The organism is Streptomyces sp. GQFP (assembly GCF_021545335.1).
In the GTDB taxonomy this organism is placed as follows: Bacteria; Actinomycetota; Actinomycetes; order Streptomycetales; family Streptomycetaceae; genus Streptomyces.
The window spans coordinates 6,391,456-6,409,286 of record NZ_CP089312.1 but is presented as its reverse complement, the minus strand read 5'-3'; the positions used below and the strand labels follow the sequence as shown (position 1 = coordinate 6,409,286).

At 66.5% G+C, this 17,831-nt stretch carries 11 protein-coding genes and 3 rRNA genes; 6 read left to right on the top strand and 8 right to left on the bottom strand.

Annotation, left to right across the window (positions count from 1 at the left end):
• Position 1 precedes the first annotated feature (1 nt).
• Entirely contained in the window at positions 2-691 is a 690-nt protein-coding gene (mtrA, locus tag LUX31_RS28810; protein WP_187284748.1) for a two-component system response regulator MtrA, read from the bottom strand.
• Positions 692-699: 8 nt separating this feature from the next.
• Positions 700-1,845 (bottom strand): S-methyl-5-thioribose-1-phosphate isomerase, encoded by a 1,146-nt coding sequence (gene mtnA, locus LUX31_RS28805; RefSeq protein WP_235478222.1) that lies wholly within the window; start codon positions 1,843-1,845, stop codon positions 700-702.
• A gap of 137 nt (positions 1,846-1,982) precedes the next feature.
• On the opposite strand from mtnA, the gene LUX31_RS28800 reads away from it, so the two are divergent.
• From LUX31_RS28800 to LUX31_RS28780, 5 genes are read left to right on the top strand one after another with little or no spacing between them, the layout of a single operon-like run.
• On the top strand, positions 1,983-3,347 hold the full coding sequence (locus LUX31_RS28800; protein WP_235478221.1) for a glycerophosphoryl diester phosphodiesterase membrane domain-containing protein: 1,365 nt from the start codon (positions 1,983-1,985) through the stop codon (positions 3,345-3,347).
• Positions 3,348-3,351: 4 nt separating this feature from the next.
• Positions 3,352-4,134, top strand: coding sequence for a DUF4129 domain-containing protein (locus LUX31_RS28795; protein WP_235478220.1), 783 nt, complete (start codon positions 3,352-3,354; stop codon positions 4,132-4,134).
• Positions 4,131-5,333 carry a DUF4350 domain-containing protein gene (locus tag LUX31_RS28790; protein ID WP_235478219.1) on the top strand — a complete coding sequence of 401 codons (1,203 nt, stop codon included), beginning with the start codon at positions 4,131-4,133 and terminating at the stop codon, positions 5,331-5,333. Before LUX31_RS28795 ends, LUX31_RS28790 begins: the two co-directional genes overlap by 4 nt.
• Positions 5,333-6,322, top strand: coding sequence for an AAA family ATPase (locus tag LUX31_RS28785; RefSeq protein WP_235480097.1), 990 nt, complete (start codon positions 5,333-5,335; stop codon positions 6,320-6,322). The genes LUX31_RS28790 and LUX31_RS28785 overlap by 1 nt, the downstream gene beginning before the upstream one ends.
• A complete protein-coding gene (locus LUX31_RS28780; RefSeq protein WP_235478218.1) occupies positions 6,322-7,632 on the top strand; it encodes a DUF58 domain-containing protein in 1,311 nt (436 codons plus the stop codon). Before LUX31_RS28785 ends, LUX31_RS28780 begins: the two co-directional genes overlap by 1 nt.
• 48 nt (positions 7,633-7,680) lie before the next feature.
• Here the strand turns inward: LUX31_RS28780 and rrf are convergent.
• The 4 genes from rrf to LUX31_RS28760 all read right to left on the bottom strand — a co-directional run bounded on the left by rrf (position 7,681) and on the right by LUX31_RS28760 (position 14,467).
• A 5S ribosomal RNA gene (gene rrf, locus LUX31_RS28775) occupies positions 7,681-7,797 on the bottom strand.
• Between the two features lie 95 nt (positions 7,798-7,892).
• Positions 7,893-11,016 (bottom strand): 23S ribosomal RNA (locus LUX31_RS28770).
• A 322-nt stretch (positions 11,017-11,338) separates the two neighbouring features.
• Positions 11,339-12,867: ribosomal RNA gene (locus LUX31_RS28765) — 16S ribosomal RNA — on the bottom strand.
• The 16S, 23S and 5S rRNA genes sit together here, the layout of an rRNA operon.
• Before the next feature lie 592 nt (positions 12,868-13,459).
• The gene (locus LUX31_RS28760; protein WP_235478217.1) at positions 13,460-14,467 is read right to left on the bottom strand and encodes a stage II sporulation protein M; all 1,008 of its coding nucleotides are present in this window, start codon (positions 14,465-14,467) and stop codon (positions 13,460-13,462) included.
• 130 nt (positions 14,468-14,597) lie between these two features.
• Here LUX31_RS28760 and LUX31_RS28755 point away from each other — a divergent pair, with 130 nt between their 5' ends.
• Entirely contained in the window at positions 14,598-15,524 is a 927-nt protein-coding gene (locus LUX31_RS28755) for an RDD family protein (protein ID WP_235478216.1), read from the top strand.
• Here LUX31_RS28755 and LUX31_RS28750 read toward each other — a convergent pair.
• On the bottom strand, positions 15,521-16,138 hold the full coding sequence (locus LUX31_RS28750; RefSeq protein WP_235478215.1) for a hypothetical protein: 618 nt from the start codon (positions 16,136-16,138) through the stop codon (positions 15,521-15,523). The genes LUX31_RS28755 and LUX31_RS28750 overlap by 4 nt on opposite strands.
• A 159-nt stretch (positions 16,139-16,297) precedes the next feature.
• Positions 16,298-17,755 (bottom strand): adenosylhomocysteinase, encoded by a 1,458-nt coding sequence (gene ahcY / locus LUX31_RS28745; protein ID WP_235478214.1) that lies wholly within the window; start codon positions 17,753-17,755, stop codon positions 16,298-16,300.
• Positions 17,756-17,831 lie beyond the last annotated feature (76 nt).

Sequence of the window (17,831 nt, the reverse complement as noted above, 5' to 3'; positions counted from 1 at the left end):
GTCAGCTCGGTCCGGCCTTGTAACCGACGCCACGGACGGTCACCACGATCTCCGGCCGCTCCGGGTCCTTCTCGACCTTGGAGCGCAGCCGCTGCACATGCACGTTGACCAGCCGGGTGTCCGCCGCGTGGCGGTACCCCCAGACCTGCTCGAGGAGCACCTCACGCGTGAACACCTGCCAGGGCTTGCGCGCGAGCGCGACCAGCAGGTCGAACTCCAGTGGCGTCAACGCGATCGACTGCCCGTCCCGCTTCACAGAGTGACCGGCGACATCGATGACGAGGTCGCCTATGGCCAGCTGCTCGGGCGCCGGTTCCTCCGACCGCCGCAGCCGCGCCCGGATCCGGGCGACCAGCTCCTTTGGCTTGAACGGCTTCACGATGTAGTCATCGGCACCCGACTCCAGGCCCACGACGACGTCGACGGTGTCGCTCTTGGCCGTGAGCATCACGATCGGTACCCCGGACTCCGCCCTGATCAGGCGGCACACCTCGATACCGTCCCGACCGGGAAGCATCAGGTCCAGGAGCACCAGATCGGGCTTGGACTCACGGAAAGCGGCCAGCGCCTTGTCGCCGTCGGCTACGAAAGACGGCTCAAAACCTTCACCACGCAACACAATGCCGAGCATCTCGGCCAGTGCTGTGTCGTCATCGACGACAAGGACTCGTCCCTTCATAAACGACATCATCCCATTAACTAAATCGTTACCTGGCGTGACCTGTCACACAGCTCGGCAAGCGCCTCAGCCGTCACGGGCGAAACAGCACCCGCTTCGGTGACGATCGCCGTCACCAACTCGGGAGGCGTCACATCGAACGCCGGGTTGTACGCCTGGGTTCCCAAGGGTGCCACCGGAATCCCGCCTCCCGCTTCCGTTCCCGCCACCGGCACCTGAGGTGCGGCGATCTCCGTCACCTCATGTCCGGCACGCTGTTCCACCTCTATGGACGCCCCGTCGGGGGTGTCCGGATCCACCGTCGTCACCGGCGCCACCACGATGAACGGCACGTGGTGGTACTTGGCCAGCACGGCGAGCGGGTAGCTCCCCACCTTGTTCGCCACGGAACCGTCGGCCGCGATCCGATCCGCTCCGATCAGTACCGCGTCCACCTCCCCTGCGGCGAACAGAGAGCCCGCCGCGTTGTCCGTGAGCAAGGTGTACGCCATTCCGCTGCGCGCCGCCTCATACGCCGTCAGGCGAGCACCTTGCAGCAACGGGCGCGTTTCGTCCACCCAGAGCCTGCGCAGCCGCCCCGCGCGGTGCGCCGCCAGCGCCACCGCGAACGCCGTTCCCTCACCGCCCGACACCAGCGACCCGGTGTTGCAGTGCGTGAGCACCTGGTGCCCGCCGCCGGGCAGCAACTCGTCCAGCAGCGCGAGCCCGTGCACGGCCATCCGCGCGCTGGCCTCGGCGTCCTCCCGGTGCAGCGCCCGGGCCGCGACCAGCGCCGCGATGGCTGCCTGATCCCGGTCACCGCTCCTGGCCAGCTCCGCCCGGTACGCGCCCTGCGCCCTGCGTACGCCGACAGCGAGGTTCACGGCAGTGGGCCGGGCCTGCGCCAGCGCGACGGCGGCCTCGTCCACGTCGAAGCCGCGCGCGGCGGCGAGCGCAACCCCGTACGCCCCCGCGATGCCGAGCAGCGGCGCCCCGCGCACCGCCAGCGAACGGATCGCCGCCACCAGCGCGGGCGCGTCCGTACAGACCAGCTCGACCTCCTCGGCCGGCAGTCTCGTCTGATCGAGAAGGACCAGCACCGGGCCTTCGGGAGGTTCGTCCCAGCGGATCGCCGGTGTCTCGGTGGGCCGGTTGTCCTCGCGGGATTGCGCGTACTGATCAGCCATCCGCCCAGTCTGCCCCCTGTACGTCGGACAATTGAAGGTGTCCAGCCCATACGGGGGCCGATCCCCGCGTGCCCTCCCCATGGCACGATGGCTGCCAACCTGCCGCGAACGCGGACGGGCACCGTGAAGGAGCGACGATGAACGACACTCCGGGCTGGGCCTCGCCCGGATCCGCCCCCTCCGACGGACAGCAGCCCGACGCGTCCGCTCCCGCCGACAGCCCCGGCCCTGCGGAACCCGCGGACCAGCCGCGCCAGGACCCGACCGGCCCCGGCCCGAAGTGGTCCCAGGAACAGCCGCCACCCGCCCAGTGGTCCGCTCCCACCGGCCCCCAGAACCCCGGCCAGGTCCCGCCGCCCCCGCCACCGCCGCCCGGCCAGGGCTGGGGCGGCCAGTACCCCGGCGCCCCCGGCGGATACGGCGGCCCCGCAGGCCCGGGAGGGTACGGCGGCTACGGCCCGCCGCCCGGCGGCCACCCCGGCTGGGGCGGCAACTGGGGCGGCCCCCCGCCCGCGGCCAAGCCCGGTGTGATCCCGCTGCGCCCTCTCGGCGTCGGCGAGATCCTCGACGGCGCCGTCTCCACCATGCGCGCCTACTGGCGCACCGTGCTGGGTATCTCGCTCACCGTCGCGGTCGTCACGGAGATCTTCGCGATCCTCCTCCAGGGTTTCGTCCTGGAGGACAGCACGAGCAGCGCCGCCCTCAACGACACGAGCGCGAGCGTCGACGAGCTGAGCCGCGCCATGGGGGACGCCCTCCTCGGCTCCGGCCTCCTCTTCGTGATCTCCATGATCGGCACCGTCATCGCGACGGCCCTGCTCACGACCGTGACCAGCCGCGCCGTGCTCGGCAAGCCGGTCACCATCGGCGAGGCCTGGCGGGACGCCCGCCCGCAGGTCCCGAAGCTGTTCGGCCTCATCTTCCTGCTGCTGCTCATCGTCGTCGCGGTCTTCGCCGTCGGCATCGCCCCGGGCGTCCTCGTGGCAGTCGCGGGTTCGGAGGGCGGCGGCGCGGCACTCGCCGTCCTGGGCGGCCTCGGCGCTGGCATCGTCACACTGTGGCTGATGATCCGCTTCTCCCTGGCCTCGCCGGCGCTGATGCTGGAGAAGCAGAGCATCACGAAGTCGATGACTCGTTCCGCGAAGCTCGTCAGCGGCTCCTGGTGGCGGGTCTTCGGCATCCAGCTGCTCGCCACGGTCATCGCGGGCGTCGTCGCGTCCATCGTCGTCCTCCCGTTCACCTTCGTCGCCGCGGCCATGACCGGAGACGGCATCAGCGGCTTCCTCGACGGCACGGGCGGCCTCGGCTGGACGTTCCTCGTCGTCAGCGGCATCGGCTCGGTGATCGGCTCCATGATCACCTTCCCGATCACCGCGGGCGTGACCGTGCTCCTCTACATCGACCACCGCATCCGCCGCGAGGCCCTCGACCTCGACCTGGCCCGCGCCGCCGGCGTCCAGGGCTACGGCTCCGGTGCCCCGGGCACCACCCCGGGGAGCTGATGCGGTGATCCTGACGGGGGGATTTCTCACCACGGTGCCGGCCCTGCCGCCCACCGCCGAAGCGGCCGTACGAGCTCTGCTGCGCGCCGGCGACACCGCCGTACTGTCACTGTCGGCCGACGACCCGCCGGTGACGATCCCGCGTGATCCCGCGCGGGAGGCGGCCCGGCGCGAGCTGTCCAAGCGCATGTACCACGAGAACGACCCCGGCCTGCTGCAACGGGCCATGGACGCCTTCTGGGACTGGCTCGACGGGCTGTTCAACGCGGCCTCGACCGCGACCCCCGGAGGAGTCCTCGGGCTGGTGGTCGTCCTCCTGGCCGTCGTCGCCGTGATCGGCGCCCTGTGGTGGCGCCTAGGCTCCCCGCGCCCCGGCCCCACCTCCGCCGCCGCGCTCTTCGACGACCGCCCCCGCAGCGCCGCCGAACACCGAGCCGCCGCCGAGGCACACGCGGCCCAGGGCCACTGGAACCAGGCCGTACAGGAACGCATGCGCGCCGTCGTCCGCGCCCTGGAGGAACGCGCGCTCCTCGACGCCCGCCCCGGCCGCACCGCCGACGAGGCAGCCGCCGAAGCGGGCCGCACCCTGCCCGCACACACCGACCGCCTGCGCACCGCGGCCCGGGACTTCGACGACGTGACGTACGGCGGCCGCACCGCGACCCCGCAGACGTACCGCCGCCTCACCGAACTCGACGACGACCTGACGCGCGCGAAACCGGCCCTCGCGACCATCAGCAGCACCCCCGGCACGGCCCACAACGCCCGCCAGGGAGCCGCCGAATGAGCACCGAGGCCACGCTCCCCGCCACCACCTCGGCCTCGCCCACCGCCCGCCAGGTCTGGACCCGCGCGCGAGGCGTCGTACTCGGCGTCGCCCTCCTCCTCGTGGGCGCCGTCGCGATCGCCGTGCTCAACTCCGGCACCCAGCGCGGCAGCCTCGACCCGCGCTCCGCCGACCCTCGCGGCAGCCGCGCCGTCGCCGAACTCCTCGCCGACCGGGGCGTGTCCACGCGCGTGGTCACCACCCTCGCCCAGGCAAGCGCCGCGGCCGACGCCGACACCACCCTCCTGGTCGCGGCCCCCGACCTGCTGACCGACGGTCAGCAACGGCAACTGCACACGGCGACGGAGAGCTCCGGCGGACGCACAGTCCTGGTCGCCCCCAGCAGCCCGTCCGTCGGAACACTCGCTCCCGGTGTCACCGCCGACCCCGCGATCAGCTTCGACTCGGAGCTGTCCCCGGACTGCGACTTCCCCGCCGCCCAACGCGCGGGCACCGCGGAGACGGGCGGCTTCCGCTACGACACCGCCGCCGGCGACGCCGACACCTGCTACCCGAGCAACGGCCTCCCCACCCTCGTACGCGTCCCGACAGCCACCGGAGACGGCGACACCGTCGTGCTCGGCGCCCCCGACATCCTCTACAACGACCGCCTCGACGAGCACGGCAACGCCTCGCTCGCCCTCCAACTGCTCGGTTCCCGCCCCCACTTGGTCTGGTACCTCCCCTCGCTCTCCGACGACTCGCTCACCGAATCCGGCGAACGCGACTTCTTCGACCTGCTCCCCTCGGGCTGGCTCTGGGGCACCCTGCAGCTCTTCGTCGCCGCGGTCCTGGCCGCCCTCTGGCGGGCACGCCGGCTCGGCCCCCTCGTACCCGAACGACTCCCCGTGGCGATCCGCGCCTCCGAGTCCGTCGAAGGCCGCGCCCGCCTCTACCGCAAGACCAACGCCCGCGACCGCGCGGCCGCCGCTCTTCGCTCCACGACCCGCACTCGCCTCGCCCCCCTGGTCGGCGTCCCCGTCACCCAGGCGCACACGCCCGAGTCCTTGCTCCCCGCCCTGTCCGCCCAGCTCCAGAACCACAGCGACGGACAGTCCCTGCACACCCTCCTCTTCGGCCCGCCGCCCGGTGACGACGCAGCCCTCATCTCCCTCGCCGACCGACTCGACGCCCTCGAAAGAGAGGTACGCCGTCCATGATGGACCCGACCACTGACAACGCCGGGATCACCGGGGATCCGGGCACCGCCCGGGCCTCCCTGGAAGCCCTGCGCGCCGAGATCGCCAAAGCCGTGGTCGGCCAGGACCCCGCCGTGACCGGCCTCGTCGTCGCCCTCCTCTGCCGCGGACACGTCCTCCTCGAAGGCGTCCCCGGAGTAGCCAAAACGTTGCTCGTCCGGGCACTCGCATCCGCACTCGAACTCGACACCAAACGCGTCCAGTTCACACCCGACCTGATGCCGAGCGACATCACCGGCTCCCTCGTCTACGACACCCGCAGCGCGGAGTTCTCCTTCCAGCCGGGCCCGGTCTTCACCAACCTCCTCCTCGCGGACGAGATCAACCGCACGCCCCCGAAGACCCAGTCGTCCCTCCTGGAAGCCATGGAGGAACGCCAGGTCACGGTCGACGGCACCCCGCGCCCCCTCCCCGACCCGTTCCTGGTCGCGGCGACCCAGAACCCGGTCGAGTACGAGGGCACGTACCCCCTCCCCGAAGCCCAGCTGGACCGTTTCCTCCTCAAGCTCACGATCCCCCTCCCCTCCCGCCAGGACGAGATCGACGTCCTCACCCGCCACGCCGAGGGCTTCAACCCGCGCGACCTGCGCGCCGCCGGCGTACGCCCCGTGGCAGGCCCGGCAGACCTGGAAGCGGCCCGCGCCGCAGTCGCCAAAACAACGATCTCCCCCGAGATCACCGCGTACGTCGTGGACATCTGCCGCGCGACCCGCGAGTCCCCGTCCTTCACGCTCGGCGTCTCCCCCCGAGGCGCCACGGCCCTCCTCGCGACGTCCCGCGCCTGGGCCTGGCTGACCGGCCGCGACTACGTCATCCCCGACGACGTCAAGGCACTGGCCCTCCCAACCCTCCGCCACCGCGTACAGCTCCGCCCGGAAGCCGAGATGGAAGGCGTGACGGCCGACTCCGTCATCAACGCGATCCTCGCCCACGTCCCCGTCCCCCGCTGATGGCACTCACCGGCCGCGCCGCCCTCCTGGCGGCCCTGGGCTCGATCCCCATCGGCATCTGGGACCCCAGCTGGACAGGCATCCTCGCCGTGAACGCCCCCCTGGCCGTCGCGTGCGCCTGCGACTACGCCCTGGCAGCTCCCGTACGCCGCCTCGGCCTCACCCGCTCCGGCGACACCTCCGCACGCCTGGGCGAACCGGCGGACGTCACCCTCACGATCACCAACCCCTCCGGCCGCCCGCTCCGCGCCCGCGTACGCGACGCGTGGCCCCCGAGCAGCTGGCAGCCCGGCACCGAGGTAGAGGCCTCCCGCCACCGCCTGACAGTCCCTTCCGGCGAACGCCGCCGCGTCACCACCCGCCTACGCCCCACCCGCCGAGGCGACCGCAAGGCCGACCGCGTGACGATCCGCTCGTACGGCCCCCTGGGCCTCTTCGCCCGCCAGGGCAGCCACCACATTCCCTGGACGGTACGGGTCCTCCCCCCGTTCACCAGCCGCAAGCACCTCCCCTCGAAACTCGCCCGCCTGCGCGAACTCGACGGCCGCACCAGCGTCCTGACCCGCGGCGAAGGCACGGAATTCGACAGCCTGCGCGAGTACGTCCCCGGCGACGACACCCGTTCCATCGACTGGCGCGCCACAGCCCGCCAAACGACGGTCGCGGTACGCACCTGGCGCCCCGAACGCGACCGCCACATCCTCCTGGTCCTCGACACCGGCCGTACGTCGGCGGGCCGCGTGGGCGACGTCCCCCGCCTGGACGCCTCCATGGACGCGGCCCTCCTCCTCGCAGCCCTGGCCTCCCGCGCCGGCGACCGCGTGGACCTCCTCGCGTACGACCGCCGAGTACGCGCCCTGGCCCAGGGCCGCGCCGCAGCAGACGTCCTCCCATCCCTGGTCAACGCGATGGCCACCCTGGAACCGGAACTCATCGAAACGGACGCCCGAGGCCTCGCGGCCACCACTCTCCGTACGGCCCCCAGACGCTCCCTGATCGTCCTGCTGACCAGCCTGGACACGGCCCCCATCGAGGAGGGCCTCCTCCCGGTACTCCCTCAACTAACTCAGCGCCACACAGTCCTCCTGGCCTCAGTGGCAGACCCCCACATCGCAGCCATGGCAACAGCCCGAGGAAACACAGAAGCGGTGTACGAGGCCGCAGCCGCCGCCCAGGCACAAACGGAACGCCATCGAACCGCCGAACAACTCCGCCGCCACGGCGTCACGGTCGTCGACGCAACACCGGACGACCTGGCGCCGGCACTGGCGGACGCATATCTGGCCCTGAAGGCGGCAGGCCGCCTCTAAACGCAGAAAACCCCCGCACTCGAAAGTGCGGGGGTTTTCTCAATATTTGTTCGGCGGTGTCCTACTCTCCCACAGGGTCCCCCCTGCAGTACCATCGGCGCTGTAAGGCTTAGCTTCCGGGTTCGGAATGTAACCGGGCGTTTCCCTCACGCTATGACCACCGAAACACGGTGAAACAAACACTTCAACCGCACCACCCATGTGACCTATGGGTGGGGTTGTTCGTGGTTTCAGAACCAACACAGTGGACGCGAGCAACTGAGGACAAGCCCTCGGCCTATTAGTACCAGTCACCTCCACCCGTTACCGGGCTTCCAGATCTGGCCTATCAACCCAGTCGTCTACTGGGAGCCTTAACCCATCTAAGTGGGTGGGAACACTCATCTCGAAGCAGGCTTCCCGCTTAGATGCTTTCAGCGGTTATCCCTCCCGAACGTAGCCAACCAGCCATGCCCTTGGCAGAACAACTGGCACACCAGAGGTTCGTCCGTCCCGGTCCTCTCGTACTAGGGACAGCCCTTCACAATGTTCCTGCGCGCGCAGCGGATAGGGACCGAACTGTCTCACGACGTTCTAAACCCAGCTCGCGTACCGCTTTAATGGGCGAACAGCCCAACCCTTGGGACCGACTCCAGCCCCAGGATGCGACGAGCCGACATCGAGGTGCCAAACCATCCCGTCGATATGGACTCTTGGGGAAGATCAGCCTGTTATCCCCGGGGTACCTTTTATCCGTTGAGCGACGGCGCTTCCACAAGCCACCGCCGGATCACTAGTCCCGACTTTCGTCCCTGCTCGACCCGTCGGTCTCACAGTCAAGCTCCCTTGTGCACTTACACTCAACACCTGATTGCCAACCAGGCTGAGGGAACCTTTGGGCGCCTCCGTTACTCTTTAGGAGGCAACCGCCCCAGTTAAACTACCCATCAGACACTGTCCCTGATCCGGATCACGGACCCAGGTTAGACATCCAGCACGACCAGACTGGTATTTCAACGACGACTCCACAGACACTGGCGTGCCCACTTCACAGTCTCCCAGCTATCCTACACAAGCCGAACCGAACACCAATATCAAACTATAGTAAAGGTCCCGGGGTCTTTCCGTCCTGCTGCGCGAAACGAGCATCTTTACTCGTAGTGCAATTTCACCGGGCCTATGGTTGAGACAGTCGAGAAGTCGTTACGCCATTCGTGCAGGTCGGAACTTACCCGACAAGGAATTTCGCTACCTTAGGATGGTTATAGTTACCACCGCCGTTTACTGGCGCTTAAGTTCTCAGCCTCGCCCAACCGAAGTTGGACTAACCGGTCCCCTTAACGTTCCAGCACCGGGCAGGCGTCAGTCCGTATACATCGCCTTACGGCTTCGCACGGACCTGTGTTTTTAGTAAACAGTCGCTTCTCGCTGGTCTCTGCGGCCACCCCCAGCTCATGAAGTACATTCAATCACCGGTGATGGCCCCCCTTCTCCCGAAGTTACGGGGGCATTTTGCCGAGTTCCTTAACCATAGTTCACCCGAACGCCTCGGTATTCTCTACCTGACCACCTGAGTCGGTTTAGGGTACGGGCCGCCATGAAACTCGCTAGAGGCTTTTCTCGACAGCATAGGATCATCCACTTCACCACAATCGGCTCGGCATCAGGTCTCAGACTATATGTGATCCGGATTTGCCTAGACCACGCCCTACACCCTTACCCCGGGACAACCACCGCCCGGGATGGACTACCTTCCTGCGTCACCCCATCACTCACCTACTACCACCTTGGGTCAGCGGCTCCACCACTTTCCCTTCCCCGAAGGGTCCGGAACGGCTTCACGGCTTTAGCATTAATGGGCTCGATGTTTGACGCTTCACAGCGGGTACCGGAATATCAACCGGTTATCCATCGACTACGCCTGTCGGCCTCGCCTTAGGTCCCGACTTACCCTGGGCAGATCAGCTTGACCCAGGAACCCTTAGTCAATCGGCGCACACGTTTCCCACGTGTGTATCGCTACTCATGCCTGCATTCTCACTCGTAAACCGTCCACGACTGGCTTCCGCCGCCGCTTCACCCGGCATACGACGCTCCCCTACCCATCCATACAGGCGTTGGCCCTGTTGTATGAATGACACGACTTCGGCGGTACGCTTGAGCCCCGCTACATTGTCGGCGCGGAATCACTAGACCAGTGAGCTATTACGCACTCTTTCAAGGGTGGCTGCTTCTAAGCCAACCTCCTGGTTGTCTCTGCGACTCCACATCCTTTCCCACTTAGCGTACGCTTAGGGGCCTTAGTCGATGCTCTGGGCTGTTTCCCTCTCGACCATGGAGCTTATCCCCCACAGTCTCACTGCCGCGCTCTCACTTACCGGCATTCGGAGTTTGGCTAAGGTCAGTAACCCGGTAGGGCCCATCGCCTATCCAGTGCTCTACCTCCGGCAAGAAACACACGACGCTGCACCTAAATGCATTTCGGGGAGAACCAGCTATCACGGAGTTTGATTGGCCTTTCACCCCTAACCACAGGTCATCCCCCAGGTTTTCAACCCTGGTGGGTTCGGTCCTCCACGAAGTCTTACCTCCGCTTCAACCTGCCCATGGCTAGATCACTCCGCTTCGGGTCTTGAGCGCGCTACTAAAACGCCCTATTCGGACTCGCTTTCGCTACGGCTTCCCCACACGGGTTAACCTCGCAACACACCGCAAACTCGCAGGCTCATTCTTCAAAAGGCACGCAGTCACGACGCACTGAGTAAACTCAATGCGCGACGCTCCCACGGCTTGTAGGCACACGGTTTCAGGTACTATTTCACTCCGCTCCCGCGGTACTTTTCACCATTCCCTCACGGTACTATCCGCTATCGGTCACCAGGGAATATTTAGGCTTAACGGGTGGTCCCGCCAGATTCACACGGGATTTCTCGGGCCCCGTGCTACTTGGGTGTCTCTCAAACGAGCCGTTGACGTTTCGACTACGGGGGTCTTACCCTCTACGCCGGACCTTTCGCATGTCCTTCGCCTACATCAACGGTTTCTGACTCGCCTCACAGCCGGCAGACTGTGAAAGAGAGATCCCACAACCCCGCACACGCAACCCCTGCCGGGTCTCACACGTATACGGTTTGGCCTCATCCGGTTTCGCTCGCCACTACTCCCGGAATCACGGTTGTTTTCTCTTCCTGCGGGTACTGAGATGTTTCACTTCCCCGCGTTCCCTCCACACACCCTATGTGTTCAGATGTGGGTGACAGCCCATGACGACTGCCGGGTTTCCCCATTCGGAAACCCCCGGATCAAAGCCTGGTTGACGACTCCCCGGGGACTATCGTGGCCTCCCACGTCCTTCATCGGTTCCTGGTGCCAAGGCATCCACCGTGCGCCCTTAAAAACTTGGCCACAGATGCTCGCGTCCACTGTGCAGTTCTCAAACAACGACCAACCACCCACCACCCCACCCCTTACGGGCGAGTTCACTGGGGTCGGCACTGAAGGCAGCCATACCGGCCGTACCCTCAGACACCCAACAGCGTGCCCGGCCATGTCCCGCCCGGAGATCATGCTTTCCACGCCCTCTTGCGAGAGCAGTACTTGCAGCCTCCGACCCGTGAACCCGGCCGAATAATCAACGTTCCACCCATGAGCAACCACCGTCGAACGTGTGCCGACGTAATGGCCCTGGACGCCGACTCCGAAGAGCTGGCGCCTAGATGCTCCTTAGAAAGGAGGTGATCCAGCCGCACCTTCCGGTACGGCTACCTTGTTACGACTTCGTCCCAATCGCCAGTCCCACCTTCGACAGCTCCCTCCCCGTAAGGGGTTGGGCCACCGGCTTCGGGTGTTACCGACTTTCGTGACGTGACGGGCGGTGTGTACAAGGCCCGGGAACGTATTCACCGCAGCAATGCTGATCTGCGATTACTAGCAACTCCGACTTCATGGGGTCGAGTTGCAGACCCCAATCCGAACTGAGACCGGCTTTTTGAGATTCGCTCCGCCTCACGGCATCGCAGCTCATTGTACCGGCCATTGTAGCACGTGTGCAGCCCAAGACATAAGGGGCATGATGACTTGACGTCGTCCCCACCTTCCTCCGAGTTGACCCCGGCAGTCTCCTGTGAGTCCCCACCACCCCCGAAAGGGCGTGCTGGCAACACAGAACAAGGGTTGCGCTCGTTGCGGGACTTAACCCAACATCTCACGACACGAGCTGACGACAGCCATGCACCACCTGTACACCGACCACAAGGGGGCTGACATCTCTGCCAGTTTCCGGTGTATGTCAAGCCTTGGTAAGGTTCTTCGCGTTGCGTCGAATTAAGCCACATGCTCCGCTGCTTGTGCGGGCCCCCGTCAATTCCTTTGAGTTTTAGCCTTGCGGCCGTACTCCCCAGGCGGGGAACTTAATGCGTTAGCTGCGGCACCGACGACGTGGAATGTCGCCAACACCTAGTTCCCACCGTTTACGGCGTGGACTACCAGGGTATCTAATCCTGTTCGCTCCCCACGCTTTCGCTCCTCAGCGTCAGTAATGGCCCAGAGATCCGCCTTCGCCACCGGTGTTCCTCCTGATATCTGCGCATTTCACCGCTACACCAGGAATTCCGATCTCCCCTACCACACTCTAGTCTGCCCGTATCGAATGCAGACCCGGGGTTAAGCCCCGGGCTTTCACATCCGACGCGACAGACCGCCTACGAGCTCTTTACGCCCAATAATTCCGGACAACGCTTGCGCCCTACGTATTACCGCGGCTGCTGGCACGTAGTTAGCCGGCGCTTCTTCTGCAGGTACCGTCACTTGCGCTTCTTCCCTGCTGAAAGAGGTTTACAACCCGAAGGCCGTCATCCCTCACGCGGCGTCGCTGCATCAGGCTTGCGCCCATTGTGCAATATTCCCCACTGCTGCCTCCCGTAGGAGTCTGGGCCGTGTCTCAGTCCCAGTGTGGCCGGTCGCCCTCTCAGGCCGGCTACCCGTCGTCGCCTTGGTGAGCCACTACCTCACCAACAAGCTGATAGGCCGCGGGCTCATCCTGCACCGCCGGAGCTTTCAACCCCCACCCATGCGAGCAGAAGTATCATCCGGTATTAGACCCCGTTTCCAGGGCTTGTCCCAGAGTGCAGGGCAGATTGCCCACGTGTTACTCACCCGTTCGCCACTAATCCCCACCGAAGTGGTTCATCGTTCGACTTGCATGTGTTAAGCACGCCGCCAGCGTTCGTCCTGAGCCAGGATCAAACTCTCCGTGAATGTTTACCGGATATCCGGTGCACACACACGAGAGCGGAACAGTCAGGCGGAATAAGCCCGACCGTTCACAGCGTCCTCGCTGTGTTTACTACTTCAAAGGAACCTCAACCCACAGACACAAGCCTGTGAGCCGGGGTATCAACATATCTGGCGTTGATTTTTGGCACGCTGTTGAGTTCTCAAGGAACGGACGCTTCCTTCGTACTCACCCTCTCGGGCTTTCCTCCGGGCAGTTTCCCTTCGGTCTTGCGTTTCCAACCTTACCAGACCGTTTTCCGTTCCGTTTCCGGTCGGGATTTTGATCCAGTAGCCGTTGGAGGGCTTCTGCCTATTCGATTGCCTTCCGGCTCTCTTTCGGCGAGTCCGACTTTATCAGAAGTTTTTGGCCGGACTTACCGGCCGCTCATTCCTGAGGTAATCGGGAAGTGGTCCTCAAGAATCAAAGTCCTCGAGAAACCCATAGATTTTCATTGTCGCCACCGAGCCTGTCCGGCTCTAGGCAACTGTTCTAATCTACCTCCCCACTCCCTCCGCGTCAACGGCTCTTGTGGGGCGAAGAGGAGACTAGCAGCCCCGCCGGTGTGTCCGCACATCAGGCAGCCGTGGGTACGACGGCACTGCGCTCGACCGCTTCGAGGTCGCCCGTCTCGCCGGCGCGTGCCGCGCGACCGCCCAGGACATAGACGTACGCGAGGAAGGCCAGTTCGGCGACGACGCCGATCGTGATGCGGGCCCAGGTGGGCAGGCCCGACGGGGTGACGAAGCCTTCTATGGCGCCCGAGACGAAGAGGACCAGGGCCAGGCCTATCGCCATGCCCAGGGCTGCTCGTCCCTCCTCGGCCAGTGCCGTGCGGCGGGAGCGCGGGCCCGGGTCGATGACGGTCCAGCCGAGGCGCAGGCCCGTGCCCGCGGCCACGAAGACGGCCGTCAGCTCCAGGAGGCCGTGCGGCAGGATCAGACCGAGGAAGGTGTCGAGGCGGCCGGCCGAGGACATCAGGCCGATACCGACGCCCACGTTGAGCATGTTCTGGAAGAGGATCCAGACGACCGGGAGGCAGAGGAAGATTCCCAGGACCAGGCACATCGCGGCGGCCTGGGCGTTGTTCGTCCACACCTGGGCGGCGAAGGACGCGGCGGGATGGCTGGAGTAGTACGTCTCGTACTGGCCACCGGGGCGGGTGAGCTCGCGCAGTTCGTCGGGGGCCGCTATGGAGGACTGCACCTCGGGGTGCGTGCCTATCCACCATCCCAGGAGGATCGCCACCGCCGTGGAGATGAGCGCGGTGGGGACCCACCAATGGCGTGATCGGTAGACCGCTGCGGGGAAACCGTGGGTGAGGAAGCGGGTGACGTCGCGCCAGGAGGCGCGGCGGGTTCCTGTCACGGCACTACGCGCGCGTGCCACGAGTTGGCTGAGCCGGCCGGTCAGCTGGGGGTCGGGGGCGCTCGACTGGATCAGCGAGAGGTGGGTGGCGGTGCGTTGGTAGAGGGCGACGAGTTCGTCCGCCTCGGCTCCGGTGAGTCGGCGCTGGCGGCGCAGCAGTGCGTCCAGGCGGTCCCACTCGGCGCGGTGGGCGGAGACGAAGACGTCGAGGTCCATCGTTTTGTCTGCTCCTCGGCTGTTCGTCGACTGCGCGTCGTGGGTGTCGGCTTGTCGTACTGCGGCGCGATGCCCCTTCAGCTTGGCAGACTGGCGGTTCCAGGGGCAGGTCAGGTGAAGGGCGGCAGGCGTGAGTGAGCTGGTTACGGGCGAGGCGGTGACGCTGGAGCTACGTCCCGCGAAACTGCCCAGCAGGGCGCTGGCCGTGTTGCTCGACCTTCTTGTAGTCGGGCTGGTCTACACCGTCGTGACCATTGTTCTGGTCATATCCACGGCTTCGCTGGACGAGGCGGCGCAGTTCGCGCTCTCCATCGCCGCGTTCATTCTGGTGCTGGTGGGCGCGCCGATCGCGGTGGAGACGCTCAGCCATGGGCGATCGCTCGGCAAGATGGCCTGCGGGCTGCGGGTGGTGCGGGACGACGGCGGGCCGATCCGGTTCCGGCACGCGCTGGTGCGGGGTGCGGTCGGTGTGGTCGAGATTCTGATGACGTTCGGCGTGGTGGCCTGTATCGCCTCGCTCGTCTCGGCGCGGGGGCGACGGATCGGTGATGTCGTCGCGGGCACGCTCGTCGTACGGGAGCGGGTGCCCGTCGGTCAGACCGCCTTCGTTCCTCCCCCGCCGCCCTGGCTGTCCGGACGGTTCGCGGAACTCGATCTGTCGGCCGTGCCCGACGGGCTGTGGCTGGCCGTACGTCAGTACCTGACACGTATGCGGCAACTGGATCCGCAGGTGGGCTGGGCCATGGCCGAGCGGCTCGCCTCGGACGTGGCGGCGTGTACGGGGACTGCGGCGCCGCACGATGTTCCGCCGGCGGCCTATCTGGCGGCCGTGGTGCAGGAGCGGCAGGTGCGGGAGGCTCGGCGGGCGTTCGGGGGTGGGGCGGCTACCGGTGGGCCTGGTTCGTTCGGGCCTCAGGCGCCGACTGCGGTTCCGTATCCGCCCGCCGCTGTCCCTCTTCCCCTCCCCCTTCCCCTCCCCGTCCCGGTCACCGAAGCCGCGCCGAAGGACCCCGCTGCCGAGCACCGCCCCTCCGGTGGGTTCGCGCCGCCCGCCTAGTCGGGGAACGCCGACGGCGGGGATTCGAGGTGTTCCAGTTCGATGCCCGGGGCGGCCAGGACCACGTCGCCGGTGATGTGCACGGTGTGCTGTTCGCCCGTGTCGAGGGCTGTGACCTGGTATTCGTCCACGGTCAGGGGGCCGTTGTCAGTGGCGTGTGCTTCTCTCTTCACCAAGGCCCAGGACTGGTCCACGGTGCGTGGGGCGAGGACCGGGTCAGTGAGAGCTACGAGGCGTACGCGGGTGGCTGAAGAGGAGGGAGTGAGGCGCAGGAGGCGCGCGGTGGCGATCAGGAACGCGGGGGATGTGCCGGTGAAGGCGTGGGCGCGGACGTTGCCTTCGGTGGCGTGGGTTCCGGTGGGGTCGGTGCGGACCCAGGTGACGCCGTCCAGGGCGGCGCCGCGGACCTGCCAGCTCGACGCGTGGAGTTCGAGGCGGATGGGGCGGCCCAGGTCGTCGAGGGTGAGGTCGACGGAGCCGGTGTGGTCGCCCGAGGGGGCGGTCAGCTGGGAGACGTAGCGCCAGCCGGAGGGACCGGGGGCGCAGTGGAAGTGTTCTTCTGCGAGGGGGGTGCGGTCGTGCGGATCGTGGAGCGAATATCGGCCACGGGGCATGGGGATCCTGGGTGTTCTCGGGCTGTCCTTGAGCCTCTGAGCCTCGCAATGGGACAGGCCCCCGGCACGGGGGTGCGGGGGCCTGTCTCGGAGCGGTGGACCTGCTGGTGGTGAGCGTGTCAGTGCACGGACGTGCTCACCACCAGCGGGGGTGTCGGCTCAGTAGCGGTAGTGGTCCGGCTTGTACGGGCCCTCGACCTCGACACCGATGTACGCGGCCTGCTCGGGGCGGAGTGTCGTCAGCTTCACGCCGAGCGCGTCGAGGTGGAGGCGGGCGACCTTCTCGTCGAGATGCTTGGGCAGCACGTAGACGTCGGTCGGGTACTCGTCGGGCTTGGTGAACAGCTCGATCTGGGCCAGGGTCTGGTCCGCGAAGGAGTTGGACATCACGAACGACGGGTGACCGGTGGCGTTGCCCAGGTTCAGCAGGCGGCCCTCCGACAGCACGATGAGGACCTTGCCGTCGGGGAACTTCCAGGTGTGGACCTGCGGCTTGACCTCGTCCTTGACGATGCCCGGGATCTTCGCGAGGCCGGCCATGTCGATCTCGTTGTCGAAGTGGCCGATGTTGCCGACGATCGCCTGGTGCTTCATCTTGGCCATGTCGGCGGCCATGATGATGTCCTTGTTGCCGGTCGTGGTGATGAAGATGTCGGCCTTGTCGACGACGTCGTCGAGGGTCGCGACCTGGTAGCCGTCCATGGCCGCCTGGAGGGCGCAGATCGGGTCGATCTCGGTGACGATCACGCGGGCGCCCTGACCGCGCAGGGACTCCGCGCAGCCCTTGCCCACGTCGCCGTAGCCGAAGACGACCGCGGTCTTGCCGCCGATGAGGACGTCGGTGGCGCGGTTGATGCCGTCGATCAGGGAGTGGCGGCAGCCGTACTTGTTGTCGAACTTCGACTTGGTGACGGCGTCGTTGACGTTGATCGCCGGGAACAGGAGGGCGCCGTCGCGCTGCATCTCGTACAGGCGGTGGACGCCGGTCGTGGTCTCCTCGGTCACGCCGCGGATCTCCGAGGCGACCTGGGTCCACTTCTGCGAGCCGTCGGTGATGGTGCGGTCGAGCAGTTCGAGGACGACGCGGTGCTCGTCGGACTCGGCGGTGTCGGCCGAGGGGACCTTGCCGGCCTTCTCGTACTCGACACCCTTGTGGACGAGCATGGTGGCGTCGCCGCCGTCGTCCAGGATCATGTTCGGGCCGCCACTGGGGGTGTTCGGCCAGGTCAGGGCCTGCTCTGTGCACCACCAGTACTCTTCCAGGGTCTCGCCCTTCCAGGCGAAGACCGGGATGCCCTGCGGGTTCTCGGGCGTACCGTTCGGGCCGACCGCGATGGCGGCGGCCGCGTGGTCCTGGGTGGAGAAGATGTTGCAGGACACCCAGCGGACCTCGGCGCCCAGGGCGACCAGGGTCTCGATCAGGACGGCGGTCTGCACGGTCATGTGCAGCGAGCCCATGATCCGGGCGCCGGCCAGCGGCTGGCTGGCGGCGAACTCCTTGCGGATGGACATCAGGCCGGGCATCTCGTGCTCGGCGAGGGTGATCTCCTTGCGGCCGAACTCGGCCAGGGAGAGATCTGCGACCTTGAAGTCCTGTCGGTTTTCGACAGTCGTCATTACGGGCTGCTCCTCAAGGTTGGGGCGAGGTGGGTACGGCTGGTCTGCGCGGCAGCGGACACAAGGGGTGCCCGAA